Here is a 26,300-nt window from a genome sequence, read left to right on the forward strand (position 1 = left end):
CGTTCGCCATCCGTCAATGCGATGACGGCGGATCCCGACGGACGAAGGGCAGCACCCCATGACCGACACCGGCAGCGACTTCCTGGCCGAACGCTTCGAGGCGCACCGACCCCATCTCCGCGCCGTCGCCCACCGCATGCTCGGCTCGTTCGCCGAGGCCGACGACGCGGTGCAGGAGGCCTGGTTCCGGCTGAGCCGTTCCGACGTCGGGCAGGTCGACAACCTCGGCGGCTGGCTGACGACGGTCGTCGGCCGGGTCTGCCTGGACATGCTCCGTTCCCGCAAGTCCCGCGCCGAGCAGCCCCTGGACACCTGGACCCCGGCTCCGTCCACCGAGCCCGACCCCGCGCAGGACGCGCTGCTCGCCGACTCCGTGGGCGTCGCCCTCCTCGTCGTCCTCGACACCCTCACGCCCGCCGAACGGCTCGCCTTCGTGCTGCACGACCTGTTCGCGGTGCCGTACGAGCAGATCGCCGACATCGCGGGACGTACGCCGGCGGCGGCGCGGCAGCTCGCCAGCAGGGCCCGGCGCCGGGTACAGGGCGCCCCGGAGCCCGGCACCGACCTGGTCCGGCAGCGCGAGGTCGTCGACGCGTTCCTGGCGGCCGCGCGCGACGGGGACTTCGAGGGACTGCTCGCCGTCCTGGACCCGGACGTGGTCGCGCGCGGCGAGACCGGGCTGACCGCCGGCGCGGCGGCCGTGGCGTCCGGCGCGGCGAGCTTCGCCCACCTCGCCCGCGTCGCACGTCCCGCCCTCGTCGACGGCGCCACGGGCCTCGTGGTGCTGGTCGACGACCGCCCGGAGCGGGTGCTGAGCTTCGCACTTGTACACGACCGCATCGCCGCGATCGAGATCATCGCGGACCCGGAGCGGCTGGCCGGGCTCGACATCGAGCTCACCGAGTAGCGCCGACGGGTTCCGGCACCCTCCGCGCCGCCTACGCCAGCCCCAGCACCCCCACCGTCTGGTCCCCGCTCGTCTCCCCGGTCTTCCGGAAGCCGAGCCCCAGATAGAACGCCTCGGGGCCGGTCGGGCCGGGGTGCCAGGTGACGTACAGCTCCTTGCCGTCGCGGCGGCGGATCTCGGTGGCGACGGCGTCGACGGCGAAGCGGCCGTAGCCCTTGCCCTGTTCGTCGGCCGCGATGTTCAGGCGCCACAGGCCGGAGCGCAGGAGGGTGCCGTCGCCGTGCCAGTCGATGTCGAGGAAGGCCATCAGGAAGCCGACGGGACGGTCGTCGTCGAGGATCAGGCGCGGCCAGGCGACGCCGGCAGGATGGACGTACGCCTCGGCGAGGGACTGCATGACGGGGGAGACAGCGTGTTCCTGATCGGGGCGGACCCGAATGCCGGTGGCGGTCTTGAAATTCCCGGGTGTGATTTCTTCGAGGCGGAGTCCGGACGGGCGCCGCGGTCCCGATGTAGTCATCCGCGCATCCTAGGGCGGCGGACTCACGTCGCGGCCAAGGAATTTCAGGGCCTCAGCCCAAATGCCGGTAACGGCCCCGGAAATACACCAGAGGCCCCCCTTCGGCACTCGGTACGCGGGCCGTCAGCACGCGTCCGATCACCAGCGTGTGGTCCCCGGCGGTCACCCGCTGCTCGGTGCGGCACTCCAGGGTCGCCAGGGCGCCGCCCACCAGGGGCGCGCCGGACTCCTCGCCGCGGGTGTACGGGATGTCCGCGAACAGCAGCCGGTCGCTGACGCGGCCCTTCATGGCGAAGCGGCCGGCGATGTGGCGCTGGCTGTCGGACAGCACCGACACCGCCCACAGGGGCTGTTCGTCGAGCAGGTCGTCCAAGCGGGAGCCCTCGCGCACGCTGACCAGCACCAGGGGCGGGTCCAGGGAGACCGACATGAAGGCCGTCGCCGTCATGCCGACGTCCTCGCCGGCCGGGGCCTCGGGGTCGTCGGGGTCGAGCGGCGGCTCCAGCGCGGTCACCAGGACCACGCCGTCGGCCAGCCGTGACATGGCGGCGCGGAACTCTTCGTTGCTCACCCCCTCAGCATGCCCAAAGGCAGCGGGGGCGGCGGGCGAGGGTACGGCGGAGCGGGAGTTCAGCACACCGGGAACGCTAGTGTCGTCCTCCCGCGACGCGCATCGGACCTCCGGCCGAGCGGAGTCCTAGGACCCGCGGCGGAAGCCAGAAGCCTCGCGGCGGAAGCGATAAGCCTCGCGGCGGAAGCCAGGAGCCTCGTGGGGAAGCCAGAAGCCTCGCGGCGGAAGCGAAGCCCGCAAACCCTGCCTTCCGTAAACGCACAGGGAAAACACAGAAACCCTACTCAATTGTTCACGTTCTTCTGTGACTTGAGTCACAAGAGCCATTAATTGTTGACCCTGTGTACCGAGTGGGGAGCGCGCTGTGATTCAGTGGCGGGGAAGCTGCTAGGACGATACGCCGATGAGAACCCTTGATTCGCTGCGAGGTCTCGGGGGGAGGGCGAGCATGGAGACCGAGTCGGAACCCTACGTCCGTCTTGCGTCCCTGCGACAGTTGCACCAGGTCATGGCCGACATGAACACGGCCCGCAGCCTGGCCGACACACTGCAGACCGTCGCGGACGGAGTCGTCACCGCCCTCGGGTACGAGCTGGCGTGCGTCAACCTCGTGCGCCCCGACGGCGACCTGGTGGTCGCCGCCTTCTCGGGCAACCCGGCCGCCGAGGCCCTCATCACCGGCCGCGTCGGCTCCCGCGAGTCGTGGGAGCGCCGCCTGAGCATGGGCGAGAACTGGGGCGACCTGGTCTTCATACCCCACACCGAGGGCTGGATCCTCGACGACGACGACGTCCCGCAGTGGTACACCGACGGGCCCGCGCCCCGCTTCGAGGACGAGTGGCACCCCTCCGACCGGCTCTTCGCGCCCATGTACACGCCCGCCGCGCCGGGCGGCGGCTCCTGCGGCGAACTGATCGGCGTGCTCTCCGTGGACCGGCCGCGCAACGGACGCCGCCCCGGCGCGTGGGGGCGCGAGGCGCTCCAGATGTACGCGTTCCAGGCAGCCATCGCGATCAGCAACGCGCGTCTACGTGCGAACATGCAGCGCGCCCTGGTCCGCCTCGAACGGGAACAGCAGGCACTGCGCGCCAGTGAGGAAAGCTTCCGCCAGGCCTTCGAGTACGCCCCCTCCGGCATGGCCATCGCCGAGATGGGCGGCGACCAGCACGGCCGGATCCTGCGCACCAACGACGCCCTGTGCCGCCTCCTGGGCCGCCCCGCCTCCGCGATGCGCCGCTACTCCTTCTCCGACCTCGTCCACCCCGAGGACATAGGCACCCTGCTGCGCACCTCCGCCGAGGGCGGCCGCGCCGAGCTGCGCCTCGGCCGCCGCGACGGCACCTACGTCTGGGTGTCCCTGCGCAACAGCGTCGTCGCCGACGCCGCAGACGGGCCCCGCTTCCTGCTCACCCACGTCGAGGACATCGAGGAGCGCAAGCGCCGCGAGCTCCAGCTCGCCCACCGCGCCTCCCACGACTCCCTCACCGGCCTGCCGAACTCCGCCGAGCTTCGCTCGCGGTTGTCCGCCCGGCTCTGTCGCCGGCCGCAGTCGGCGGACCCGGCGGCGGTGCTCGAGTCCCCCGACGCGGCTTTCGGCCACCCCGCCTTCGACTTCCCGCCGAGCACCGAGTCCTACGACGCCTACGACCACCACGTCCACACGATCGCCCCCGAGGGCGAGCTGGACGACGGCACCAAGGGCCTCGCGGTGCTCTTCTGCGACCTGGACGGCTTCAAGTCGATCAACGACCGCTTCGGACACAACGCGGGCGACGCGGTCCTCATCGAGGTCGCCCGCCGCCTGAGCAACCAGGTCCGCGACGGCGACACGGTCGCCCGGCTAGGCGGCGACGAGTTCGTGATCCTCGCCGACGGCCTCGGCCGCGCCGACGCCCAGGACCTCGCCGTACGACTGCGCAACGAGATCATCCAGCCGATCCGCGCCGAGGGCCGGGCCGTGCGCGTGGGCGCCAGCTTCGGCATCGGCTGGGCACACTGTGGGATGACCGCGGACGAAGTGTTGAAGTCCGCTGACGAACGGATGTACGTCGAGAAACGATCTCGTCCCAAACAACACAGACGCGCGGGATGAAACCCAGGTCAGCGAGTTGATGCGGTCCGAGTCACCCGTTTGGGGCAGCTGGAGCGGGTAGGCTCGCCATTTGCCACACGTACACGGACGCGTACCGCATCCGCCCCGCACCTGTTGAGGAGTTCGAAGGGATGACGCCCGGCAACAACGGCGCGAGCACGCCGGAGGACGACGACCCGTTCGGCTACCTCTACGCCGACGGTCAGGCCAACGGAGCTCAGCCGCCCTCCGGGGGCTACGGCTACCCGAACTCGGTCAACAGAGTCCGGTCGGTCGGCCAGCGCCCGTACGGGCAGCAGGCACCGACCGCGCAGTACGGCCAGGCCCAGCAGACCGCACCGCAGCAGCAGGGCGCGTACGGCCGGCCGAACGCCCACTACGCCGCCCCGGAGACGCTCCCCGGCGGCGCCCCCACCAGCCAGCAGCCGAGCCACGGCAGCGGCGGCGGCCGGGGCCGCGGCCCCAACACCAAGGGACTGCTGATCGGCGCGGTAGCGGTGGTCGCCGCCGTCGTGATCGGCATCGGCATCGCCATGATGAACGGCGACTCCAAGGACGACGACAAGACCGGCCCTGCCGCCGCCTCGACGCCGACCCAGCAGCAGAGCGGCGGCTCCGGGCCCAGCCCGTCGAGCAGCAGCGGCAAGAGCGCCGAGAAGGAGAAGGAGCTGCCGAAGGTCGAGGCAAAGGCGTTGCGCCTCGGCGGCAGCGCCGCCCTCACCTCCGATGTCAAGGGCGCCCAGTCCGACGGCGGCGTCTACGTGGGCAACCTCAACCAGGTGGGCAACTCCGTCACCTGGAGCGTCGACGGCATCCCCTCGGAGGGCGACTACACGCTGTTCGCGCACTACAGCGCGACCGGCGAGGACCAAGAGATGACGCTCACCGTCAACGGCAAGAAGTTCGGCAGCAAGATGCCACTGGGGAACTACACGCACGTGAAGGACGGTGACTTCGAGCACGGCTGGACGACCACCTACGCCTGGCCCTCGCTCACCAAGGGCACCAACACGCTCTCGATCTCCTGCGAGACCGGCGACAAGTGCAACGTGCTCCTCGACAAGCTGTACCTGAAGAAGGGCCGGGTCAAGGAGTAGCTGACCGAGGGACTACGCGGCGGTGACCTCCCCGGTCACCGTCACCCGCCCCAGCAGCTCCTCGTAAGCGGCGCGGTCGAACTCGCCCGCCACCGGTGACAGCACCGTCGCCACCGACAGGGCGGTCGCCCGGGCCAGGCAGTCCGGCCAGGGCAGGTGTTGCACGAGGCCCGACAGCAGGCCCGCGACCACCGAGTCGCCGGCGCCCGTCGGGTTGCCGTGGACGCGGGCGGGTGGCCTGGCGCGCCAGCGGCCCTCCGCGGTGCAGGCGAGCAGGCCCTCGGGGCCGAGTGAGGCGACCACCGCCCGGGCGCCGCGCCGTCGGGCGTCCTGGGTGGCGCGCAACGGCTCGTGCGAACCGGTGAGTTCGGCCAGTTCCTCGGCGTTGGGCTTGACGACGTCCGGGCGGGCGGCGACTCCCCGGCGCAGCGGCTCGCCGCTGGTGTCCAGCAGGACGGGCACGTTCGCGGCCCGGGCCGTGCGCACCAGGCCCGCGTATGCGCCCACCGGCACCCCCGGCGGCAGGCTGCCGCACAGGGCCACCGCCGAGGCGGCGGGGACCAGACCTTCGTAGGCCTTCTGGAAGGCGGACCACTCGGCGGGTGTGACGACCGGTCCCGGTTCGTTGAGCTGGGTCGTGTCGCCGGTCCGTTCGTCCACGACCGCGATCGTGCGCCGTGTCGCTCCGGCGACCGGCATCAGCGCGTCCCCGACGCCGGGCACCCCCGCGAGCTGTTCCCGGACCACCTGTCCGGTGGCGCCACCGACGAAGCCGGTGACCGTCACCTCGTGCCCGAGCGCCGCCAGTACGCGCGCCACGTTCAGCCCCTTGCCACCGGGCCGCTCGACGACCTCGGTGACCCGGTGCGAGCCGTGCGGCCGCAGCACCGGCACGCAATAGGTGATGTCGAGAGCGGTGTTCAACGTGACCGTGAGGATCACCGTGCCGACCTCCCCCCGAGTGCATGTGCCTGTCACCTGTCCGGAGGGTCGATCATGCCAAAGAGACGGTGGCCGGCCCAGAGCGCGGGTCGGCCACCGTCTCTCTGCGCACGGACCTCTCAGCTCAGTTGGGGATCAACCACCCACGCGCCCTGCCGCATCACGCCCTTGAGCTCGAAGTCGGCGTCGAGGACGACCAGGTCGGCGTCCTTGCCCGGTTCGAGGGAGCCGATGCGGTCGTAGCGGCCCAGCAGACGGGCCGGGTTGGCGGAGAGAGCCGTCACCGTGTCCGGCACCGAGATCCCGTCCACGGTCACCGCCCGCTGGAACGCGCGGTCCAGGGTGAGGGTCGAGCCCGCGATCGAGCCGCCCTCCACCAGGCGCGCCACGCCCTCGCTGACCTCGACCTCCAGCGGGCCGAGCCTGTAGTGCCCGTCACCGATGCCGGCCGCGTCCATCGCGTCGGTGATGAACGCCACTCTCTCCGCGCCCGCGTGATGGAACGCCAGCTGCAGCGAGGCCGGATGCAGGTGCGTGCCGTCGTTGATGAGCTCGACCGTGACGCGCTCGTCCTCCAGGAGGGCCGCGATCGGGCCCGGCGTGCGGTGGCCGAGGGCGGGCATCGCGTTGAAGAGGTGCGTCGCGACCGTCGCGCCCGCCTCGATCGCCTCCACCGTCTGCTCGTACGTCGCGTCCGTGTGCCCGACCGCCGCGATCACCCCGTGCTCCACCAGCAGCCGTACGGAGTCGATGCCGCCCGGCAGTTCGGTGGCCAGCGTCATCATCGCCGCCCGGCCGCGCGCCGCGTCGACCAGCTTGCGCACCTCGGCCGGGTCCGGGTCGCGCAGCAGCTGCTCGGAGTGGGCGCCCTTGCGGCACGGCGAGATGAACGGCCCCTCGAAGTGGACGCCCGCGAGATCGCCCTGCTCGGCCAGCTCGGACAGCAGCCCGGCCTGCTTGACCAGGAAGTCAATGTCGTCGGTGACCGTCGAGGCGACGAGCGTGGTCGTGCCGTGCAGCCGGTGGGTGCGGATGGCCGTCAGCACGTCGTCGACCGAGCCCGAGAAGGACGCGCCCCCACCGCCGTGGTTGTGCAGGTCGACGAAGCCGGGGACCAGCCAGTGGCCGCTCACGTCGATGATCTCGGCGTTCTCGGGGGTGTTTCCGGGAGCGTTCGCGGGCGTGAGGTCCGCGATGCGCGTGCCCTCCACGATCAGGCGGCCGTCCGGGACGATTCCGGTGGGCGTGACCACCTGGGCACCGGCGAGAACCTTGGTCAGGGCCATCAGGTGGTTACCTCCGCGGGAGTCGTGGGAGTGCTCAGGAGATCCCAGGCGAGGAGCCCCGCGCCCAGGCATCCGGCGGCGTCGCCCAGCGCCGCGGGGACGATCGACGGCAGCTTCTGGAAGGTGACCCGCCGCCGGACGGCGTCCCGCAGCGGTGCGAACAAGGTTTCCCCCGCCTCGGCGAGCCCGCCACCGATGATGAGCGTGCGCGGGTCCAGCAGGGTGAGCGCGGTGACCAGGCCGTCGGCGAGCGCGTCCACGGCCTCCCGCCACACCCGTACGGCGTCCGGGTCGCCGGCCGCGACGGCCTTCGCGCAGTCCGCCGCGTCCGCGTCCGGGCCGCCGCCGGCCGCCGCCCACGCCTCGCTCACCGCCGCCGCGGACGCGAACCGCTCCAGACAGCCGCGCTGCCCGCACGGACAGGGGGCGCCACCGGGTCGTACGACGATGTGACCGATCTCGCCCGCGAAGCCGTGCGCGCCCGCCTCCACCCGCCCGTCGACGCCGATGGCGCCCGCGATGCCGGTGCCGAGGGCCACGAACAGGAAGCGGTCGGCGCCCCGGCCCGCGCCGATGCGGCCCTCCGCGAGTCCGCCGGTGCGCACGTCGTGCCCCAGGGCGACGGGGATTCCGCCCAGCTCGGCACTGATCAGCTCGCGCAGCGGGACGTCACGCCAGCCGAGGTTGGCGGCGTAGGCGGCGATGCCGTGGGCCTCGTCGACGATGCCGGGGACGGCGACGCCGGCGGCGGCCGCGGGCTCGCCGAGATGCCGGGCGCCGTACGCGTACAGCTCGTCGGTGAAGTCGAGGATCTCGGCGACGACCGCGTCCGCGCCGCGCTCGCGCCCGGTCGCCCGGCGTGCACGGTGCAGCAGTTCGCCGTCCGGCCCGGCCAGGGCGGCCTTCATCCCGGTGCCGCCCACGTCGAGGGCGATGACATGTCTCACGAGGACAGTGTGGCCTCCCGACCCATGAGAGGTCTAGTCCACTCACGTGGTGTAGACCTTATGGTTCACTTATTGAACGGCGAGACAGCAAGGTTGGGGAAGTAGTGCAGCGGCGCAGGACAGGAACGATCGCGGTGATCTCCGCACTGGGTATGACGGTGGCCCTCGGGGGCTGCGGTCTGGCTGGAGGATCCGACGACGTCACCCTGAGACTCGTCGCCGCCGACTACGGCGACAGCGCGGGCAACAGCTCCAAGAAGTACTGGGGCTCCCTGGTCAAGGAGTTCGAGGCCGAGCACCCCGACATCAAGGTCGAGGTCAGCGTCTACTCCTGGAACGACGTCGACCGCAAGGTCAAGGAGATGGTCGCCGCCGAGGACACCCCCGACATGGCGCAGATCGGCGCGTACGCCGACTACGCCGACAAGGGCTTGCTCTACAAGGCCGGCGACGTGCTCTCCATCCCCACCCAGGCCGACTTCGCCTCGCAGCTGGCCTCCGCGGGACAGATCCACGGGATCCAGTACGGCATGCCGTTCGCGGCCTCCACGCGCCTGCTCTTCTACAACAAGACCCTCTTCGACGACGCCGGCCTCAACCCGCCGAAGACCTGGGACGACCTCGCCTCCGACGCGGCCACGCTCAAGGCGAAGGGTGTGAAGTACCCCTACGCACTGCCCCTCGGGCCCGAGGAGGCGCAGGCGGAGACCATGCAGTGGCTGCTCAGCGGTGGGGGCGGCTACACCGAGACCATCGGCGCCTACAGCCTCGACTCCGCGCAGAACGTCGAGACGTTCGCCTGGCTCAAGGACGAGCTCGTCAGCAAGGGACTCACCGGGCCGGTCGCACCGGCCAAGCTGAACCGGGCCGACGCCTTCGCCGCGTTCACCGCGGGTGACGTCGGCATGCTCAACGGCCACCCGTCCCTCATGAAGGCCGCCGCGGCCAAGGGCGTGAAGTTCGGCATGGTGCCGATGCCGGGCAAGGACGGCGAGAGCAGGGCGACGATGGGCGTCGCCGACTGGATGATGGCGTTCAAGAAGAACGGCCACCAGGACCAGATCGGCGAGTTCCTCGACTTCGTCTACAGCAAGCAGAACGTGCTCAGGTTCTCGCGCACGTACGACCTGCTGCCCGTCACCGAGTCCGCGTCGGCGGCCATGAGCACGGCCGACGAGGACCAGGACCTGCGGCCCTTCCTCAAGGAGCTTCCGCTCTCCGAGCTCTACCCGGTCGCCAAGACCTCCTGGGCCGATGTCAACGCTGTCATCAAGCAGCGCATAGGCCAGGCCGTCGCGTCGGACGGCGGCCCCGCCACGGTCCTGAGCAGGCTGCAGGCGACGGCCACCGCGGCGGACAGCGGCCAGTAGGCGCCTGTCAGTGGCCGGGGCTACGGTGGCCGACATGACCGACCTCGGCCGCCGCGAACAGGACATCCTCGCCCTGGAACGCCGGGGCTTCACCGGCCCCGGCGCCAAGGAACGCGCCATCCGCGAGGAACTCGGCCTGGCCCCCGTCCGCTACTACCAACTCCTCAACGCCCTCTTGGACGACGAGCGCGCGCTGGCCCATGACCCGGTGACGGTGAATCGTCTCCGGCGGATACGGGAGGAGAGGCGGGCGGAGCGTTAGGGGCACCCCGTGCCGCTGCGGGCCTGACCGGGGGCTCCGCCCCCAGACCCCCATCGGCCTGAACGGCCTCGTCCTCAAACGCCGGACGGGCTGGATACCGCGGACCTGCGCTCGCCAGTGACTGCGCCGACACCGATAAAGTCGCCCTATGGGCAGCCACGACAAGGACTCCGCGAAAGAACCGACCTCACCTGTCCCCACCCCCACCACCCGCCCCGGTCGTGAAGGACTGGACGCGATCCTCGCGCACCCCCGCCGAACAGTGATCGCCCTCGACTTCGACGGCACCCTCGCCCCGATCGTCGCCGACCCGGAACAGGCCAGGGCCCACCCCGACGCGGTCGCCGCGCTCACCGCACTCGCGCCCAAGGTCGCCGCAGTGACAGTGATCACCGGTCGCCCGGCCGAGGTCGCCGTCCGGCACGGTGGGTTCGACGGAGTCGAGGGGCTGGAGCGGCTCGTCGTGCTCGGGCACTACGGCGCCGAGCGCTGGGAGCGCGGCACCCTCGCCGCCCCCGACCCGCACCCGGGTGTCGCCGCGGTCCGGGCCGAACTGCCGGACGTCATCGAGCGGGCCGGCGCCTCGCACGGGGCCTGGGTCGAGGAGAAGGGACGGGCCGTCGCCGTCCACACCCGCCGCGCAGAAGACCCACAGGCCGCGTTCGACGCCCTGCGCGAACCCCTCACCGACCTCGCCACCCGCCACGGCCTGATCGTCGAACCGGGCCGTATGGTCCTCGAACTCCGCCCGCCCGGCATGGACAAGGGCGTCGCACTTCTGGAACACCTCCGCGAGACCGGCGCCGAGGCAGTCCTCTACGCCGGCGACGACCTCGGCGACCTCCCCGCCTACGCCGCCGTCGACAAACTCCGCTCCGACGGCGTCCCCGGCCTCCTCGTGTGCAGCGGCAGCGCCGAGGTCACCGAACTGGCCGAACGCGCGGACCTCGTCGTCGACGGCCCGGCAGGGGTCGTAGCACTGCTGCGGGCCCTGGCGGCTCAGCTGGACTGAACCTCCCGCAGCGCGTTCAGCTGGTCCAGGAACCACTGGGTGGGGGGCAGGGCGGTCGCCGCGGACGCCAACCGCTTCGTCCGCTCCGCCCGCTCCGCCGGCCCCATCGACAACGCCTCGTGCAGCGCCCGCGCGGTCTCCATCACGTCGAACGGGTTGACGGTGATCGCGTCCTCACGCAGCTCCCAGTACGCCCCCGCCTCCCGCGACAGCACCAGCGCGCACCCCTGGTCGGAGACGACCGGCACCTCTTTCGCGACGAGGTTCATGCCGTCCCGGATGGGGTTGACCAGGGCCACGTCGCCGAGGCGGTAGGCGGCCAGGGAGCGGGCGAAGTCGTCCTTGAGGTGCAGGACGACCGGGGTCCAGCCCGGGGTGCCGTACTGCTCGTTGATCTCCTGCGCCACCCGCCGCACCTCGGCCATGTAGTCGCGGTAGACCGCGAGGTCCTGGCGGGAGGGGTAGGCGAAGGCGATGTGCACCACCCGTTCGCGCCACTCGGGGTGGTCGTCGAGCAGTTGCCGGTAGGCCAGCAGACCGCGCACGATGTTCTTCGACAGCTCGGTGCGGTCGACACGGACGATCGTCTTCCGTCCCTCGCCGCCGATCTCCTCACGCAGGGCGGTGATCCGCTCCTCCACGTCCGGCCGGTGCGAGCGCTCGCGCAGGAAGTCGGCGTCGGCGCCGAGTCCGTGCACCCCGATGCGCGTACGGCCCAGGCCGCCGGCGAACTCCGTACAGCAGGTGGTGAACGCGTCCGCCCAGCGCCGGGTGAGGAAGCCCAGGCGGTCCGCGCCGAGCATGCCGCTCAGCAGCTGCTCCCGGATGTCCGCGGGGAGCATCGCGAAGTAGTCCGCCGGCGCCCACGGCGTGTGCGAGAAGTGCCCGATGCGCAGGTCGGGGCGCAGCTCGCGGAGCATGCCGGGGACGAGACAGAGGTGGTAGTCCTGCACCAGGACGGCCGCCCCCTCGGCCGCCTCCTCCGCCAGCGCCTCGGCGAACGCCCGGTTGTAGGTCTCGTACGCCGCCCACTGGCGCCGGAACTCGGCGTCGAAGACCGGCTCCAGCGGTGTGAGGTACAGCATGTGGTGGACGAACCACAGCACGGAGTTCGCGATGCCGTTGTACGCGTCCGAGTGCACGTCCGCCGGAATGTCCAGCATCCGTACGCCCTTCTCGCCCACCCCGCGCCGGATCGCCTCCCGGTCGCCATCGGACAGCGCCGAGCACACCCACAGGGCGCCGGCGTCCGGGTCGATGGCCGACAGGCCCGAGACGACCCCGCCGCCACCGCGCTTGGCGTGCAGCGAGCCGTCCTCCTGGAGCGTGTACGAGACCGGGCCGCGGTTGGACGCGACCAGCACCTGAGCAGCAGCGTCGTGCGTGGAAGCCATACGCCTCAACTTAGCCCGGCCTGTAAACGCTCAAACGTACGATCGCGCTTCGTGGACGGCCGTATCAGCCGTATCAGCCGTATCAACAAGCCCCATCGAGCCGTATACGGCCGTCCCGTGCGCGTCACGCCACCTTGCGCGCGGCGTACTCCGCGATCTCCGTCATCGGCGGCCGTTCCTCCGTGTCCACGGAGTACGTACGCGGCTCGAACCCGTCCTCGCCCCGCTCGAACTGGGTGAGGGACGGACGGACGAGGTGCCCGCGGGCCAGCCTGAGCTGCGCGGTGCGATAGATCGCGGCGGCCATGCGGCCCAGCGCCTGCCCGTCCTGGTGGCGGTGCTTGCGCACGCCGACGTCGACCTGGGCGAGGGCGTCGAGCCCGACCAGGTGCAGGGAGTCGACCAGCATGCCCAGCTCCACGCCGTAGCCGACGGGGAAGGGAAGCTGTTCCAGGAGGGAGCGGCGGGCCGCGTACTCGCCGCCGAGCGGCTGCACGAACCCCGCCAGCTGCGGCCAGTGCAGGTTCAGCAGCGGGCGCGCCATGAGCTCGGTGACCCGGCCGCCCTGGCCGGCCGCCCCGCCGAGCGGACGGTCGTACATCGCCTTGACGAGATCGACGTCCGGGTCGGTGAGCAGGGGGCCCACGATCCCGGAGACGAAGTCGGAGGAGAACTCCTTCAGGTCGGCGTCTATGAAGCAGACGATGTCCCCGCCGGTCACCATCAGGGAGCGCCACAGCACCTCGCCCTTGCCGGGCACGGTCGGGATACGCGGGAGGATGTCGTCGCGGTGGACGACCCGGGCGCCCGCGGCGGCGGCCACCTCGGAGGTGCGGTCGGTGGATCCCGAGTCGACGACGACGATCTCGTCGACGAGCGGGACCTGTCGCATGAGGTCGTGACGGATCACGGCGACGATGTCGCCGACGGTCTCCTCCTCGTTCAGCGCGGGCAGCACGACACTGACCGACTGGCCCGTGCGCTGCTTGGCGGCCAGGATCTGGTGGAGCGGGCGATCGGTCACGGACCAGGAGCGGGTCCTCAGCCAGCGCTCGGCTTCTTCCAGCACAGTCTGCGGCTCCTCACGGGTTGTCTCGCGGTTCGGACGACTATCTCAACTGTCCTGGCCTTCGGTTACAGTCTTGGACAACGCTGGTGACCATCGCATGTCGGAGGTCATGTGCGTCAACAACCACATACCGCTCATCCAGAGGGGCAGAGGGACACGGCCCGTTGAAGCCCCGGCAACCCTCCAGCCGGTCTCGTAGATCACTGTCGATCGCCAGCGAGGCTCCCGGCTAGGGAAGGTGCCAAATCCGTCTCGCGGCGAGATGCGTCGTGAGGAAGATGAGGAGAAAGGGCCTCGCCTCCATGGCTGTGCAGACTGTTGCAAGCACCACCGACTCCACCGTAGACCTCGGCCCCGCCGCAGCGCTGAGCTGTCGCGAGTGCGGTCACCGCGTGCCCCTCGGCCCGGTCTTCGCCTGCGAGGAGTGTTTCGGCCCGCTCGAGATCGCCTACGACTTCTCCTCCTACGACACGGAGAAGCTGCGGGGGCGCATCGAGGCGGGCCCCGCGAACATCTGGCGTTACGCCCCGCTGCTGCCCGTCCCGGCCGACGTGGCGGACAAGCCGAACATCAACCCCGGCTGGACCGCGCTCGTCAAGGCCGACAACCTGGCCCGCGAGCTGGGCGTCGACGCCGGCAAGCTCTTCGTCAAGGACGACTCCGGCAACCCGACGCACTCCTTCAAGGACCGTGTCGTCGCGCAGGCGCTGGAGGCCGCCCGCGCCTTCGGCTTCACCACGCTCTCCTGCTCCTCCACCGGCAACCTCGCCGGCGCGGTGGGTGCCGCGGCCGCCCGCGCCGGCTTCCGCTCGTGCGTGTTCATCCCGCACGACCTGGAGCAGGGCAAGGTCGTCATGGCCGCGGTCTACGGCGGCGAGCTCGTCGGCATCGAGGGCAACTACGACGACGTGAACCGCTTCTGCTCCGAGCTCATCGGCGACCCGGCGGGCGAGGGCTGGGGCTTCGTCAACGTCAACCTGCGGCCGTACTACGCGGAGGGCTCCAAGACCCTGGCGTACGAGATCTGCGAGCAGCTCGGCTGGCAGCTCCCGGACCAGCTGGTCGTGCCGATCGCCTCCGGCTCGCAGCTCACGAAGATCGACAAGGGTCTGCAGGAGCTGATCAAGCTCGGGCTCGTCGAGGACAAGCCGTACAAGATCTTCGGCGCCCAGGCCGAGGGCTGCTCGCCGGTGTCCACCGCGTACAAGGCGGGCCACGACGTCGTCCGGCCGCAGAAGCCGAACACCATCGCCAAGTCCCTCGCCATCGGCAACCCGGCGGACGGGCCGTACGTCCTCGACATCGCCCGCCGCACGGGCGGTGCGGTGGAGGACGTCAACGACGAGCAGGTCGTCGACGCGATCAAGCTGCTCGCCCGGACGGAGGGCATCTTCGCGGAGACCGCGGGTGGCGTGACGGTCGGGGTGACCCGCAAGCTGATCGAGAACGGCCTGCTGGACCCGGCCCTCACCACGGTCGTCCTGAACACCGGCGACGGCCTCAAGACCCTCGACGCGGTGGCCGGCACCGGCCTCACCGCCACCATCCGCCCGAACCTGGACTCCTTCCGAGAGGCTGGCCTCGCATGAGCGTGACCGTCCGCATCCCCACCATCCTGCGCACCTACACCGGTGGTCAGGCCGAGGTCGCCGCCGAGGGCGCGAACCTCGGCGAGGTCATCGCCGACCTGGAGAAGAACCACACGGGCATCGCGGCCCGCGTGCTCGACGACCAGGGCAAGCTGCGCCGCTTCGTCAATGTGTACGTCAACGACGACGACGTCCGCTTCGAGCAGGGGCTGGAGACGGCCACCCCGGACGGTGCCGGTGTCTCCATCATTCCGGCGGTCGCCGGAGGCTGATCATTACCTTCGGTAACATCAGTTACCGAGAGTTCATCGAATTGCCCCCTCCGTGAGAGAAGCGGAGGGGGCAATTCTGTGTGGTTGAGCGCGGTACAGTTGGGGAACACGCTGTTTTCCGCGTACCGAACGCCTCTGTTTTACGGCTCCACATGCGATGAGAAGTAGCCAAAGTGTGGGGTTCTTTTGCGTCATTTGCTCCTTTTGTGGAGCCCGACTTGCCCTGAATTCTGGCGAATTCTCGGTAAATTCCCGACCGGCCATGCCCGGAATTCTCGTCCGATTGACCTGTTGCAGACGGCAGTTGGACAGATACATTCGGCCGCGGTCGACGCGTTCCGGCGCACGCCCCCAACCAAGGCGGGGGGTGAGGTCTGACCCGGATCCGCGAAGTGTGGATCTGTGCAAGGGCCAGTAATAGGGGAGTTAGGCATGGCTCAGGGCACCGTCAAGTGGTTCAACGCGGAGAAGGGGTACGGCTTCATCGCGGTCGACGGTGGTGCGGATGTTTTCGTCCACTACAGCGCGATTCAGATGGACGGCTACCGCACCCTGGAAGAGGGTCAGCGGGTCGATTTCGAGATCTCGCAGGGCCAGAAGGGGCCGCAGGCGGACATGGTCCGACTCGCGACCGGCTGAAGCACGCGCCGACGCAGCGTCGTTCTTCTGAACATCTTCGAAGGGCTCGTACCTCCCGGGGTACGAGCCCTTCGGTCTGCCCCGACGCGCCGCCGGGCGCCACGGCACCCGGCGTTCACCTGCGGATCCGGGGAAGGCGCTTGCACTCGACAGGGGCGAGTGCTAATCATTGCGTTAGCACTCTGAAGGTGAGAGTGACAACGAAGGACCGGGTCGGTGAGGCCCGCACGCCAGGTGGGGCAAGGAACCACGAGGCAGGCGAGCCGTCCGTCGCGGGCGCGGGCGCGGTCCGAAGGAATCACCCCCAGTCCTGGAGGGACCACTTCACATGGCCAAGATCATCGCGTTCGACGAGGAGGCGCGGCGCGGCCTCGAGCGCGGCATGAACCAGCTCGCGGACGCCGTGAAGGTGACGCTCGGCCCCAAGGGCCGCAACGTCGTCCTCGAGAAGAAGTGGGGCGCCCCCACGATCACCAACGATGGTGTCTCCATCGCCAAGGAGATCGAGCTCGAGGACCCGTACGAGAAGATCGGCGCCGAGCTGGTCAAGGAAGTCGCCAAGAAGACGGACGACGTCGCCGGTGACGGTACGACCACCGCGACCGTTCTCGCCCAGGCGCTGGTCCGCGAGGGCCTGCGCAACGTCGCCGCCGGCGCCAACCCGATGGCCCTGAAGCGCGGTATCGAGAAGGCCGTCGAGGCCGTCTCCGGTGCCCTGCTCGAGCAGGCGAAGGATGTCGAGACCAAGGAGCAGATCGCCTCCACGGCCTCCATCTCCGCCGCCGACACCCAGATCGGCGAGCTCATCGCCGAGGCCATGGACAAGGTCGGCAAGGAAGGCGTCATCACCGTCGAGGAGTCCCAGACCTTCGGTCTGGAGCTGGAGCTCACCGAGGGTATGCGCTTCGACAAGGGCTACATCTCGGCGTACTTCGCCACCGACATGGAGCGTATGGAGGCCGTCCTCGACGACCCGTACATCCTGATCGCGAACTCCAAGATCGCGAACGTCAAGGACCTGCTCCCGCTCCTGGAGAAGGTCATGCAGTCGGGCAAGCCGCTGCTGATCATCGCCGAGGACGTCGAGGGCGAGGCCCTGTCGACCCTGGTCGTCAACAAGATCCGCGGCACCTTCAAGTCCGTCGCCGTCAAGGCCCCGGGCTTCGGTGACCGCCGCAAGGCCATGCTCGGCGACATCGCCATCCTCACGGGCGGCGAGGTCATCTCCGAGGAGGTCGGCCTCAAGCTGGAGAACGCCACCATCGACCTGCTGGGCAAGGCCCGCAAGGTGGTCATCACCAAGGACGAGACCACCATCGTCGACGGCGCCGGCGCCTCCGAGCAGGTCACCGGCCGCGTCAACCAGATCCGCGCCGAGATCGAGAACAGCGACTCGGACTACGACCGCGAGAAGCTGCAGGAGCGCCTGGCGAAGCTCGCCGGCGGTGTCGCGGTCATCAAGGCCGGTGCCGCCACCGAGGTCGAGCTCAAGGAGCGCAAGCACCGCATCGAGGACGCCGTCCGCAACGCGAAGGCGGCCGTCGAGGAGGGCATCGTCGCCGGTGGTGGCGTGGCGCTCATCCAGGCGTCCTCCGTCTTCGAGAAGCTGGACCTCGAGGGTGACGAGGCGACCGGCGCCAACGCCGTGAAGCTCGCGCTGGAGGCCCCGCTGAAGCAGATCGCCGTCAACGGTGGTCTCGAGGGCGGCGTCGTCGTGGAGAAGGTCCGCAACCTCCAGGTCGGCCACGGCCTGAACGCCGCGACCGGTGAGTACGTCGACATGATCGCCGAAGGCATCATCGACCCGGCGAAGGTGACCCGCTCTGCCCTGCAGAACGCCGCCTCCATCGCCGCGCTCTTCCTCACCACCGAGGCCGTCATCGCCGACAAGCCGGAGAAGGCGGGCGCTGCCCCGGCCGGCGGCGGCATGCCGGGCGGTGACATGGACTTCTGATCCTCCCCGAGGATCGGAAACGTCCCTTCCGTGCCGAGGGCGGCACTCCCTGGAAACAGGGGGTGCCGCCCTCGGGCGTGTCCGGGATCACATCGCGTTTCGCCCCGCACCGGGATGGAGGCGGCGCGCGCGGTGGTTGACGTAGGCGATCACTTTATTGCATGTGCACATACCAGTTGGTACCGACGAGGAGTCCCGAGTGACCGCCACCCCGACCCCCGCCTCCCGCGCCGCCGAGATCCTCTCCCGGCCCGTGTCCATCAACGGCCTGACCGTCCCGAACCGCATCGCGATGGCGCCGATGACCCGGATGTTCTCCCCGGGCGGCATCCCCGGTGAGGACGTGCGCTCGTACTACGCCCGCCGCGCCGCCGCAGGCGTCGGCCTGATCGTCACCGAGGGCACCTACGTCGGCCACGCCTCCGCCGGACAGAGCGACAGCGTCCCCCGTTTCCACGGCGACGAGCAGCTCGCGGGCTGGGCGAAGGTGGCCGAGGCCGTGCACGCGGCCGGCGGCACCATCGTCCCCCAGCTGTGGCACATCGGCATGGTCCGCCGGCAGGGCGAGCCGCCCTTCGCCGACGCCCCTGCCGTCGGCCCCTCCGGCCTGCGCACCGACGGTACCGAGGGCACCGGCAAGGCGATGACCCAGCGCGACCTCGACGACGTCATCGGCGCGTTCGCCGAGGCCGCCGCGGCCGCCGAGCGCATCGGCTTCGACGGCGTCGAACTGCACGGCGCCCACGGCTACCTCATCGACCAGTTCCTCTGGTCCGGCACCAACCGCCGCACCGACGCCTATGGCGGCGACCCCGTGGCCCGTACGAAGTTCGCCGCCGAGATCGTCGCCGCCGTACGCGAGACGGTCTCGCCGGAGTTCCCCGTCATCTTCCGCTACTCCCAGTGGAAGCAGGACGCCTACGACGCCCGGCTCGCCGAGACCCCGGAGGAGCTGGAGGCCATCCTGACCCCGCTCGCCGCGGCCGGCGTCGACGCCTTCCACGCCTCCACCCGCCGCTACTGGGTCCCGGAGTTCGACGACTCCGACCTCAACCTCGCCGGCTGGACCAAGAAGCTGACCGGCAGGACGGCCATCACCGTCGGCTCGGTCGGTCTCGACGGTGACTTCATCAAGGGCTTCCAGGGCGAGGGCTCCCCGGTCAAGGGCATCGACGACCTCCTCGACCGCCTGGAGCGCGACGAGTTCGACCTGGTGGCCGTGGGCCGCGCCCTGCTCCAGGACCCGCAGTGGGCGGCGAAGGTGCTGGGCGGTCGACTGGACGAGCTCAAGGCGTACGAGCCGTCGGCGCTGCAGACGCTGAGCTGAGCTGCCGGGCCCGTGCCGGGCCGGGGTGCCGCGACAGCGGCGCTCCGGCCCTTCTTCGTGGGTGGCCCGTTGTTCCTGGAGGCCCTTGGTTAAGTCAAGCAAGTGACTTAAGGTTGCCTCGGTCAAGTACAGGGCTCTTCTCATGCCGCCCCACCGACGGAGGCCCCGCCATGTCCGACGCTCCTGCCCGCCCCACCGGGGCCGGGGGGTCAGCCCCGCCGAGGTCGAACGCGGTGGTGGCGGTCCTGGCCCTCGCCGGAATCGTCGTCTCGCTGATGCAGACCCTGGTCATCCCGATCGTCCCCGAGCTGCCGAAACTGCTGAACGCCTCGGCCTCGGACACCGCCTGGGCGGTCACCGCCACCCTCCTGGCGGCCGCTGTCGCCACGCCGGTGATGGGACGCCTCGGAGACATGTACGGCAAGCGCCGCATGCTGCTGGTCAGCGTGGCCCTGCTGGTCACCGGCTCGGTCACGGCCGCCCTCAGCGAGTCCCTGATCCCGATGATCACCGGCCGCGTACTCCAGGGCCTGGCCTCCGGTGTCATCCCGCTCGGCATCAGCATCATGCGCGACGAACTGCCCGCCGAACGCCTCGGCTCGGCCACCGCGCTCATGAGCACCGGCCTCGGCGTCGGCGGCGCCCTCGGCCTGCCGGCCGCCGCGCTCATCGCCGAGAACTTCGACTGGCACGTGCTGTTCTGGACGTCGGCCTGCCTCGGCGCCGTCGCCGCCGTGCTTGTCGTCCTCTTCGTGCCCGAGTCCCAGGTCCGCACCGGCGGCCGCTTCGACCTGGTCGGCGCCGTCGGCATGGCGACCGGCCTGGTCTGCCTGCTGCTCGCGATCTCCAAGGGCGCCGACTGGGGTTGGACCAGCCCCACCACGCTCGGCCTGTTCGGCGCCGCCGTGCTCGTCCTGCCGGCCTGGGGCTGGTGGGAACTGCGCGTCCGGGCCCCGCTGGTGGACCTGCGCACCACCGCCCGCCGCCAGGTCCTGGTCACCAACCTCGCCTCGATCGCCGTCGGCTTCGCGATGTTCGCGATGTCCCTCGTCCTGCCGCAACTGCTCCAGCTGCCGGAGGCGACCGGCTACGGCCTCGGCAGGTCGATGCTGGCCTCCGGCCTGGTCATGGCCCCCTCCGGCCTGGTCATGATGGCCACCGCCCCCGTCTCCGCCGCCGTCTCCAAGGCCAAGGGACCCAAGGTCACGCTGATGACCGGCGCGCTGATCGTCGCCGCCGGCTACCTCATCAACATCGCGCTGATGTCACAGGTCTGGCACTTCGTCCTCGTCTCCTGCGTGATCGGCGCCGGCATCGGCTTCACCTACGGCTCGATGCCCGCCCTGATCATGGGCGCCGTCCCCGCGTCCGAGACGGCGGCCGCGAACAGCCTCAACACGCTGATGCGGTCCATCGGAACATCGTCGGCCAGCGCCATCGCCGGTGTGATCCTCGCTCAGATGACCACGAACTTCGGCGGCTTCGCCCTGCCCTCGAAGGACGGCTTCCGCACGGTCCTGGCGATCGGCGCGGGCGCGGCGCTACTGGCCTTCGCGGTGGCGTCGTTCATCCCGCGCCAGCGGCAGGAGCCGGGGCAGGGAGCGCCCGCTGCCGGGGAGCCGACGGGTGCGGGGGCGTCGGCGGTGAAGGCGTAGGAGAGGCCTCAGAGGTTGCCCATGGGCTCGATGTCCACCTGCACGGGCGTGCCCCACACCCGCAGCACCTCGTAGTCGGTGAACTCGTGCACGAGCCGGTACGCCATCGCGGGCCGGGATCCGCGCCGCTGGGCGGCGATGTAGAGCTCGGCCTCGCGCCGGTCCCGGCGGGGCGTACCGCACAGCTGCCACTCCCGCCCGTTCCACAGCTCCGGCAGCCACCGCTGCTGGGGCTGGGGGCGGTCGGCGCTGGTGCCGTAACGGGACGGCGAGGGGGAGGGCGTCTCGGCGGCGCGGGGCGGCGGCCCGTACGCGCCGTTGAACTCCGACCGCCGGGCGGCGCGGCGCCGCGTCTCGCACAGCAGGCACAGGTCGGGGGCGGCCTCGTCGACGGGCCCGTTCGGATGCTCGGCGCACCGGGTGGTGGGCGCGGCGCTGGTCACACTCTCGTCCAGCAGATCCAGCGCTCGCCGCAGATCGGCCTTGACCTCGTGCAACTTGGCGTCCGGGGTGTCGGCGCCCAGGGCGTCGCCGTGCTCCCCGAGGAGACGGAGGGCGCGGCCTAGGGCGGTGAGCTGGGCGTGGTTCATGTCAGCCGGCGTAGTCCTTGAGCTTCTCGGTGTCGAGGCTGATACCCACGGGGGTGGGCAACTCGACGGTGGCTCCCCAAGGGTAGGCCGGGGACTGCTGGTAGCGGCCGTCCTTCGGCTCGTGGAAGACGGTGAGGGTGTGGGTGTCGCGGTCGATGAGGAGGTACACCGGGATGTCGGCGGCGGCGTAACCGACGGGCTTGTCGATGCGGTCACGCTTGTCGGTGTCGCGGTCGTGGGAGGTGATCTCCACGACCATGAGGACCCCACCGGTTTCAGACCACTCGCCGTCTCCCCTGAGGTGGTCCACCGGCACGAGGGTCCCGTCCGGCCGGGCGCGGCCTTTGCGATATGCCTCGGCCTTGACACCGGACTCGGGCACGAGGTCCAGGTCGGGACGGTGCTGCATGCACTGGCGAAGCAGAGAAAATCGAACGGTGGTTGCCGTCCGGCATCGCCTTGACCTCTACTTTTCCGTTGATGTACTCGAGCCGCACGCTCTCCGGCGCCGCGGCGGCAAGCTCCTCGAACTCCTCCACATCGAGCGGGCCGTGCCGGACGCACAGCCTTCCGCCGAGAAACTCCAGCCTGTTCCGCAGCTCCCTCGGTGCTCGGCGGACGAGTTCCTCGAAGTCCTCGACGGACATCTGGGGACGTTCGGCGGTGTCAGGGGTCATGGCGTCGCCTCCTCCCCTCCGTCGTGCCCCGGCGCGGTCTCGTCGGACCGTGGGTGCGGTCATGTGGGTGTCCTTTCGCGTCGCGGGACCGAGCGTGAACGGCCCAGAGCAGCGCGCATCCGGGCTGCGTGGGCGCGGACGTCCGGGGCGGGCTGGAGCGCACTGGTGCGCAGCTCGGGGCTTTTGTGGATGGCCGCCTTCGGTGGCATGGCCTTCACGGGCCTCGGCTTCGGCCTCGTCCTCGCCACCCACTCCTACGCGACCCGCACGAGACCCGTCTGCGCCGATGCCGATGCTCCGGTGTCGCCGGCCTGGGACGGCGGCCACAGCCGACCAGGACCCGGGTGACTTCGTCAGGTGGATCGCCCAGGTGCCGGGCTACCGACGGAAGTAACCCCGAAGCGCGCTGCTCGGCCGGTTTCCGTCCCCGTGCTGGTCGTCAGCGCCAGCGCCACGCGCAGTCGGCCGCCCGATTCCTCCAGAAGCCGGGCGGCCGTCGGGCCGTCCACGCCCGCCAGCAGCGTCAGGATCGCGTTCTTCACCTCGCCGTCCGTCGCCGCCAGCGCCGCCTCGATCTCCTCGTCCGCGGCGCCGGTCGCGAGGGCGACGATACGGCGGGAGCGGGCGCGCAGCTTGTCGTTGGAGGCGCGGACGTCGACCATCAGGTTCCCGTACGTCTTGCCGAGGCGGATCATCGTGATCGTCGAGATCATGTTGAGCACCAGCTTCTGCGCGGTGCCCGCCTTCAGCCGGGTGGAGCCGGTGAGCAGTTCGGGGCCGACGACGACCTCGATGCCGTGCTCGGCGGCGGCGGCGAGCGCGCTGCCCGCGTTGCAGGCGAGCCCGATGGTCAGCGCGCCCCGGGCTCTGGCGTGTTCCACGGCGCCGATGGCGTACGGGGTGCGGCCGGAGGCCGAGACGCCGACCACCGTGTCGTCGGCGCCCACGTCGATCGCGTCGAGGTCGGCTTGCGCCAGTTCCTTCGAGTCCTCCGCGCCCTCCACGGAGGTGACCATGGCCTGGGGGCCGCCCGCGAGGAGTCCCACGACCTGCCCGGGCCGCGTGTTGAACGTCGGCGGACACTCGGACGCGTCCAGCACACCGAGCCGCCCCGCCGTTCCGGCGCCGGCGTAGATCAGTCGGCCCCCCCGCGCCATCCGCTCCGCCACGGCGTCGATCGCGGCGGCGATCTCCGGCAGCCGCGCGGCCACGGCGGCGGGCACGGCGGTGTCCTCGGTGTTCATGAGGCGGGCGATGTCGAGGGTGGGGAGCTGGTCGATGTCGGCGAGGTCGGGGCGGAAGGCCTCGGTGGTGAGCGCGTCCAACTCGGGGCGGAGGTCGCGATGGTGGGAGGGGGAGGTCATGGGGCGGCTCTTCTCAACGTCGGTGTCCTGTCCTGCCAGGGGGCGGTCTAGCGGCGATGCCGGTGCGCCAGCGCCTCGTAAGACGCCGCCAGCGCCGGTCCCGCCGTCTCGTACGTCCGCTGCGCCACCCCCAAGAACAGACAGTCCACGACCAGCAACTGACTGGTCCGCGAGGACATCGCCGCCGGCCGCAGCTCGCTCTCGCGGGCCGTGGAGGTCGTGAGGATGTGGTCGGCGTACTGGGTGACGGGCCCGCCCGGCCGCCCGGTGATCGCGACGGTGGTCGCCCCGTGCTCGAAGGCGACCCGGAGTGGCTCGATCACGTCGCCGGTCGACCCGGAGTGGGTGATCGCGACGGCCACGTCACCCGCCCGCAGCTGCACGGCGTTGGTGACGGCGAGGTGGGGATCGCTGTGCGCGTGGGCTATCAGCCCTATGCGCAGGAGCTTTTGGGCGAGGTCCTGGGCGACGAGGCCGGACGCCCCGATGCCGTACACGTCGATCCGTCGTGCGGTCGCCGCCGCGGTGACCGCCGCGTCGAGCTGCCCGATGTCGAGGCCGGCCGCGGTGTCGGCGAGGGTCTGCTGCTCGTCGTAGGCCAACTTGGCCACCACGTCCGCGAGGGGGTCGTCGACCGAGATGTCCGTCGTGAGGGCGGGTGCGCGGCCGGACTGCTGCTGGGCGGCGAGGCCGGCGAGGGCGAGGCGCAGGTCGCGGTAGCCGGGGTAGCCGAGGACACGGGCGGTGCGCACGATGGTGGCCTCGCTGGTGCCGGTGCGTTCGGCGAGGCCGGTGACCGTGAGGGCGGCGCAGCCCGCCGGGTCGCTCGCGACGGCCTCGGCCACGCGCTGCATGGAGCGGGTCATGGAGGGAGCGAGCGTGCGCACCTTGGCCGCGAGGGCGGCTGGGGCGGGCGGCGCGCCTCCGGGACCACTGTCCCCGAAAATTTCCTTCATGTCACGGGTCACATATGAAAGGTATTTTCGGACCCGTGTGGTGGTCAAGAGTGCGCACAATGGGTGCATGGACCCCATCAGCTCTCTGGAGCAGGCGTTGCACGCGGCGCGCGCCCTGGTGCTCGCCGATCTCGCCGCGAGTGAGGTCGCCGCGGCCGACGTGGTGTCCATGGTCGAGGACTCGGTCGTGCAACGACGCTGGTGGGTCGAGCAGTGGCCGGAGGGTGCGCCGTACGTCGCCGGGCTGGTGGCACAGGACGTACAGGACGCGCTGCTTGAGGCGTACGGGCGCTGGCCGCTGTGCCCGGTGTGCGGCTCCGGTGATCCGCACGCCCTCGACGTCGAACCGGAACTCGGTCCCGATCCGCACTGGGTGTGTCACAAGGCGGGCGTGAAGGTCGCGGCGGTCGGCGGGCTGGGGTCGGCGACGGGCGGGGCGTCCTCGTCGTGACCGTCTACATCGACCCTCCGAGCTGGCCGGGTCACGGCCGGATGTGGTCCCACCTCGTCAGTGACGTTTCTTACGAGGAACTGCACCTGTTCGCCGCGGAGATGGGCGTGCCCCGGCGGGCCTTCGAGCGCGACCACTACGACATCCCGAGCCATCGGTACGCGGACGCCGTGCGGGCCGGCGCGGTGGAGGTCAGCAGCCGCGAGGTGGTGCGGCTGCTGCTCGGTGCGGGGCTGCGCAGACGGCGCAGCGATCAGCGCAGTCAGCCGCGCAGCTCGTAGAGGACCTCCGTCTCGTCCACTCCGTCCGTCCCGGATGCTCCGGCCTCGACGAACCCGGCGCGGGAGACCACGCGCTGCGAGGGGGTGTTGCCGCGGTCGATGACCGCGATGAGCGCCGTCACCTCGTCGCGGGCCAGTGCCCAGCGGGCGAGGGTGCGCAGGGCCTCGGTGGCGTACCCCTTGCCGCGGGCGGCTTCGACGAGGTCGTAGCCGACCTCCGCCCTGCCCTCCTCGTCGGGGACGCCGTGGAAGCCCATGCCGCCGACCGCGCGGCCGTCGTCCCGTCGTACGAGGACGAACAGGCCGAACTCCGGCCGGTGCACGCCGCCCTCGTAGGCCTTGGTCACCATGCCGGCTGCCTCGCGGGTGCCCTCGAAAGGGCCTCCCTCGGCCCAGTCGAAGCCTCCGTCGCCGCCCGTGCCGAGGTCGGCGGCGGCCGCGGGCGTGACGCCCTGGAGGGTGAGGCGGTCGGTGGGGATGACGAGGTTGTTGTTCCATCGCCAGTCCGTCACGGGGGCGCGGTCGGGCAGGTCGCCGCGGCCGGTGGCCCACAGCAGCGTGCGCCAGTGGTCGGTGTCGGGCCGGACGTGGGGGAAGATCCGGGTGAGGACGAACTCGGGGAGTTCGGCGGGGGGTTCGTAGGCGAGACCCAGGCCCTGGGCGATGTCGTGGGTGTGCAGCAGGACCTCGGCGACGCCCATCGCGGCGAAGCCGTCACGGTTGGCGCTGCCGAAGGGGTAGGGGTGGTAGGCGCGCACCTCGTCCGGGGTGGTGCGGATGACGGCGCAGAGCAGGCGCTGCGTGGTTTCGACTGCTCGCAGCACTTCCCCGTTGGCCGCTCCGTCAAGGGGCAGCGCGAAGGGGACGTACCGCTCACGTGCGCGTGCCGCCAGCTGACCGGAGTAGCGCATGAGGGCCTCGGCGATGTGCAGGGCCGTGCGTCGACAGCTCCACTCCAGCCGACCCGCCCGGGCCTCCTCCCAGTCCCGGTCCGTCGCCGTCCGCAGCAGTGCCACGCAGCTCGCCACGGCTTCTTCCACGCGTTCCCCGCCCATGTCTCGCATGCCGCCGAGGGT

General features: G+C 70.9%; 26 protein-coding genes, 1 pseudogene and 1 riboswitch. Of the genes and pseudogenes, 15 read left to right on the top strand and 12 right to left on the bottom strand.

The genetic code is table 11. The annotated features are described in order from the left end of the window. Positions 1–58: 58 nt before the first annotated feature. The gene (locus AC067M_RS10400; protein ID WP_478696589.1) at positions 59–907 is read left to right on the top strand and encodes a sigma-70 family RNA polymerase sigma factor; all 849 of its coding nucleotides are present in this window, start codon (positions 59–61) and stop codon (positions 905–907) included. Between the two features lie 31 nt (positions 908–938). Here AC067M_RS10400 and AC067M_RS10405 read toward each other — a convergent pair whose 3' ends face one another. Beyond that, positions 939–1,427 (bottom strand): GNAT family N-acetyltransferase, encoded by a 489-nt coding sequence (locus AC067M_RS10405; RefSeq protein ID WP_478696590.1) that lies wholly within the window; start codon positions 1,425–1,427, stop codon positions 939–941. 52 nt (positions 1,428–1,479) lie between these two features. Continuing rightward, positions 1,480–1,971: a flavin reductase family protein gene (locus tag AC067M_RS10410; RefSeq protein ID WP_478696870.1), complete on the bottom strand. Its 492-nt coding sequence runs from the start codon at positions 1,969–1,971 to the stop codon at positions 1,480–1,482. A 475-nt stretch (positions 1,972–2,446) separates the two neighbouring features. On the opposite strand from AC067M_RS10410, the gene cdgB reads away from it, so the two are divergent. Both cdgB and AC067M_RS10420 read left to right on the top strand, forming a co-directional pair. Beyond that, positions 2,447–4,090 (top strand): diguanylate cyclase CdgB, encoded by a 1,644-nt coding sequence (gene cdgB, locus AC067M_RS10415; RefSeq protein WP_478696591.1) that lies wholly within the window; start codon positions 2,447–2,449, stop codon positions 4,088–4,090. Between the two features lie 131 nt (positions 4,091–4,221). Then, positions 4,222–5,187, top strand: coding sequence for a carbohydrate-binding protein (locus tag AC067M_RS10420; protein ID WP_478696592.1), 966 nt, complete (start codon positions 4,222–4,224; stop codon positions 5,185–5,187). A 12-nt stretch (positions 5,188–5,199) separates the two neighbouring features. Here the strand turns inward: AC067M_RS10420 and AC067M_RS10425 are convergent, their stop codons facing one another. The 3 genes from AC067M_RS10425 to AC067M_RS10435 all read right to left on the bottom strand — a co-directional run bounded on the left by AC067M_RS10425 (position 5,200) and on the right by AC067M_RS10435 (position 8,362). Then, positions 5,200–6,129, bottom strand: coding sequence for a 1-phosphofructokinase family hexose kinase (locus AC067M_RS10425; RefSeq protein WP_478696593.1), 930 nt, complete (start codon positions 6,127–6,129; stop codon positions 5,200–5,202). Between the two features lie 119 nt (positions 6,130–6,248). Further along, on the bottom strand, positions 6,249–7,415 hold the full coding sequence (gene nagA / locus AC067M_RS10430; protein WP_478696594.1) for an N-acetylglucosamine-6-phosphate deacetylase: 1,167 nt from the start codon (positions 7,413–7,415) through the stop codon (positions 6,249–6,251). After that, positions 7,415–8,362, bottom strand: a complete 948-nt coding sequence (locus AC067M_RS10435; RefSeq protein WP_478696595.1) for an ROK family protein — start codon at positions 8,360–8,362, stop codon at positions 7,415–7,417. The genes nagA and AC067M_RS10435 overlap by 1 nt, the downstream gene beginning before the upstream one ends. 104 nt (positions 8,363–8,466) lie before the next feature. On the opposite strand from AC067M_RS10435, the gene AC067M_RS10440 reads away from it, so the two are divergent. The 3 genes from AC067M_RS10440 to otsB all read left to right on the top strand — a co-directional run bounded on the left by AC067M_RS10440 (position 8,467) and on the right by otsB (position 11,006). Further along, positions 8,467–9,732, top strand: a complete 1,266-nt coding sequence (locus tag AC067M_RS10440) for an extracellular solute-binding protein (RefSeq protein WP_478696596.1) — start codon at positions 8,467–8,469, stop codon at positions 9,730–9,732. A 34-nt stretch (positions 9,733–9,766) separates the two neighbouring features. Further along, a complete protein-coding gene (locus tag AC067M_RS10445; protein WP_478696597.1) occupies positions 9,767–9,994 on the top strand; it encodes a DUF3263 domain-containing protein in 228 nt (75 codons plus the stop codon). Positions 9,995–10,142: 148 nt separating this feature from the next. Beyond that, positions 10,143–11,006 carry a trehalose-phosphatase gene (otsB, locus tag AC067M_RS10450; RefSeq protein WP_478696598.1) on the top strand — a complete coding sequence of 288 codons (864 nt, stop codon included), beginning with the start codon at positions 10,143–10,145 and terminating at the stop codon, positions 11,004–11,006. On the opposite strand, the gene AC067M_RS10455 is transcribed toward otsB, so the two are convergent. Next, positions 10,994–12,400, bottom strand: coding sequence for an alpha,alpha-trehalose-phosphate synthase (UDP-forming) (locus AC067M_RS10455; protein ID WP_478696599.1), 1,407 nt, complete (start codon positions 12,398–12,400; stop codon positions 10,994–10,996). The two genes, otsB and AC067M_RS10455, sit on opposite strands and share 13 nt — an antisense overlap. 124 nt (positions 12,401–12,524) lie before the next feature. Further along, a complete protein-coding gene (locus AC067M_RS10460; RefSeq protein ID WP_478696600.1) occupies positions 12,525–13,469 on the bottom strand; it encodes a glucosyl-3-phosphoglycerate synthase in 945 nt (314 codons plus the stop codon). A gap of 131 nt (positions 13,470–13,600) precedes the next feature. After that, positions 13,601–13,754, top strand: a riboswitch (SAM riboswitch). A 17-nt stretch (positions 13,755–13,771) separates the two neighbouring features. Here AC067M_RS10460 and thrC point away from each other — a divergent pair. The 6 genes from thrC to AC067M_RS10490 all read left to right on the top strand — a co-directional run bounded on the left by thrC (position 13,772) and on the right by AC067M_RS10490 (position 20,905). Beyond that, on the top strand, positions 13,772–15,058 hold the full coding sequence (thrC, locus tag AC067M_RS10465) for a threonine synthase (protein ID WP_478696601.1): 1,287 nt from the start codon (positions 13,772–13,774) through the stop codon (positions 15,056–15,058). Further along, entirely contained in the window at positions 15,055–15,330 is a 276-nt protein-coding gene (locus AC067M_RS10470) for a MoaD/ThiS family protein (RefSeq protein WP_003991133.1), read from the top strand. The genes thrC and AC067M_RS10470 overlap by 4 nt, the downstream gene beginning before the upstream one ends. A gap of 432 nt (positions 15,331–15,762) precedes the next feature. After that, positions 15,763–15,969, top strand: coding sequence for a cold-shock protein (locus AC067M_RS10475; RefSeq protein WP_007493268.1), 207 nt, complete (start codon positions 15,763–15,765; stop codon positions 15,967–15,969). A gap of 328 nt (positions 15,970–16,297) precedes the next feature. Continuing rightward, complete coding sequence (gene groL, locus AC067M_RS10480; RefSeq protein ID WP_478696602.1) at positions 16,298–17,923, top strand: chaperonin GroEL; 1,626 nt, start codon at positions 16,298–16,300, stop codon at positions 17,921–17,923. A 199-nt stretch (positions 17,924–18,122) separates the two neighbouring features. After that, positions 18,123–19,250, top strand: a complete 1,128-nt coding sequence (locus AC067M_RS10485) for an NADH:flavin oxidoreductase (protein WP_478696603.1) — start codon at positions 18,123–18,125, stop codon at positions 19,248–19,250. Between the two features lie 170 nt (positions 19,251–19,420). Further along, positions 19,421–20,905, top strand: coding sequence for an MFS transporter (locus tag AC067M_RS10490; RefSeq protein WP_478696604.1), 1,485 nt, complete (start codon positions 19,421–19,423; stop codon positions 20,903–20,905). Between the two features lie 8 nt (positions 20,906–20,913). On the opposite strand, the gene AC067M_RS10495 is transcribed toward AC067M_RS10490, so the two are convergent. Both AC067M_RS10495 and AC067M_RS10500 read right to left on the bottom strand, forming a co-directional pair. Continuing rightward, a complete protein-coding gene (locus AC067M_RS10495) occupies positions 20,914–21,495 on the bottom strand; it encodes a hypothetical protein (RefSeq protein WP_478696605.1) in 582 nt (193 codons plus the stop codon). 1 nt (position 21,496) lies between these two features. After that, positions 21,497–22,142 (bottom strand): annotated as a pseudogene (locus AC067M_RS10500) (Uma2 family endonuclease). A gap of 219 nt (positions 22,143–22,361) precedes the next feature. On the opposite strand from AC067M_RS10500, the gene AC067M_RS10505 reads away from it, so the two are divergent. After that, positions 22,362–22,520 (top strand): hypothetical protein, encoded by a 159-nt coding sequence (locus AC067M_RS10505; RefSeq protein WP_478696606.1) that lies wholly within the window; start codon positions 22,362–22,364, stop codon positions 22,518–22,520. Between the two features lie 5 nt (positions 22,521–22,525). Here the strand turns inward: AC067M_RS10505 and murQ are convergent, their stop codons facing one another. Together murQ and AC067M_RS10515 are read right to left on the bottom strand one after the other, a co-directional pair. Continuing rightward, positions 22,526–23,536: an N-acetylmuramic acid 6-phosphate etherase gene (gene murQ / locus AC067M_RS10510; RefSeq protein WP_478696607.1), complete on the bottom strand. Its 1,011-nt coding sequence runs from the start codon at positions 23,534–23,536 to the stop codon at positions 22,526–22,528. Between the two features lie 47 nt (positions 23,537–23,583). Further along, on the bottom strand, positions 23,584–24,504 hold the full coding sequence (locus AC067M_RS10515; RefSeq protein WP_478696608.1) for a MurR/RpiR family transcriptional regulator: 921 nt from the start codon (positions 24,502–24,504) through the stop codon (positions 23,584–23,586). A gap of 55 nt (positions 24,505–24,559) precedes the next feature. On the opposite strand from AC067M_RS10515, the gene AC067M_RS10520 reads away from it, so the two are divergent. Together AC067M_RS10520 and AC067M_RS10525 are read left to right on the top strand one after the other, a co-directional pair. Then, positions 24,560–24,943 carry a hypothetical protein gene (locus tag AC067M_RS10520; protein ID WP_478696609.1) on the top strand — a complete coding sequence of 128 codons (384 nt, stop codon included), beginning with the start codon at positions 24,560–24,562 and terminating at the stop codon, positions 24,941–24,943. Next, complete coding sequence (locus tag AC067M_RS10525) at positions 24,940–25,224, top strand: DUF4031 domain-containing protein (protein WP_478696610.1); 285 nt, start codon at positions 24,940–24,942, stop codon at positions 25,222–25,224. Before AC067M_RS10520 ends, AC067M_RS10525 begins: the two co-directional genes overlap by 4 nt. Here AC067M_RS10525 and AC067M_RS10530 read toward each other — a convergent pair. Next, positions 25,206–26,288: a GNAT family N-acetyltransferase gene (locus AC067M_RS10530; protein ID WP_478696611.1), complete on the bottom strand. Its 1,083-nt coding sequence runs from the start codon at positions 26,286–26,288 to the stop codon at positions 25,206–25,208. The two genes, AC067M_RS10525 and AC067M_RS10530, sit on opposite strands and share 19 nt — an antisense overlap. Between the last annotated feature and the right edge of the window lie 12 nt (positions 26,289–26,300).

It is taken from the genome of Streptomyces sp. NPDC043427, assembly GCF_056436655.1.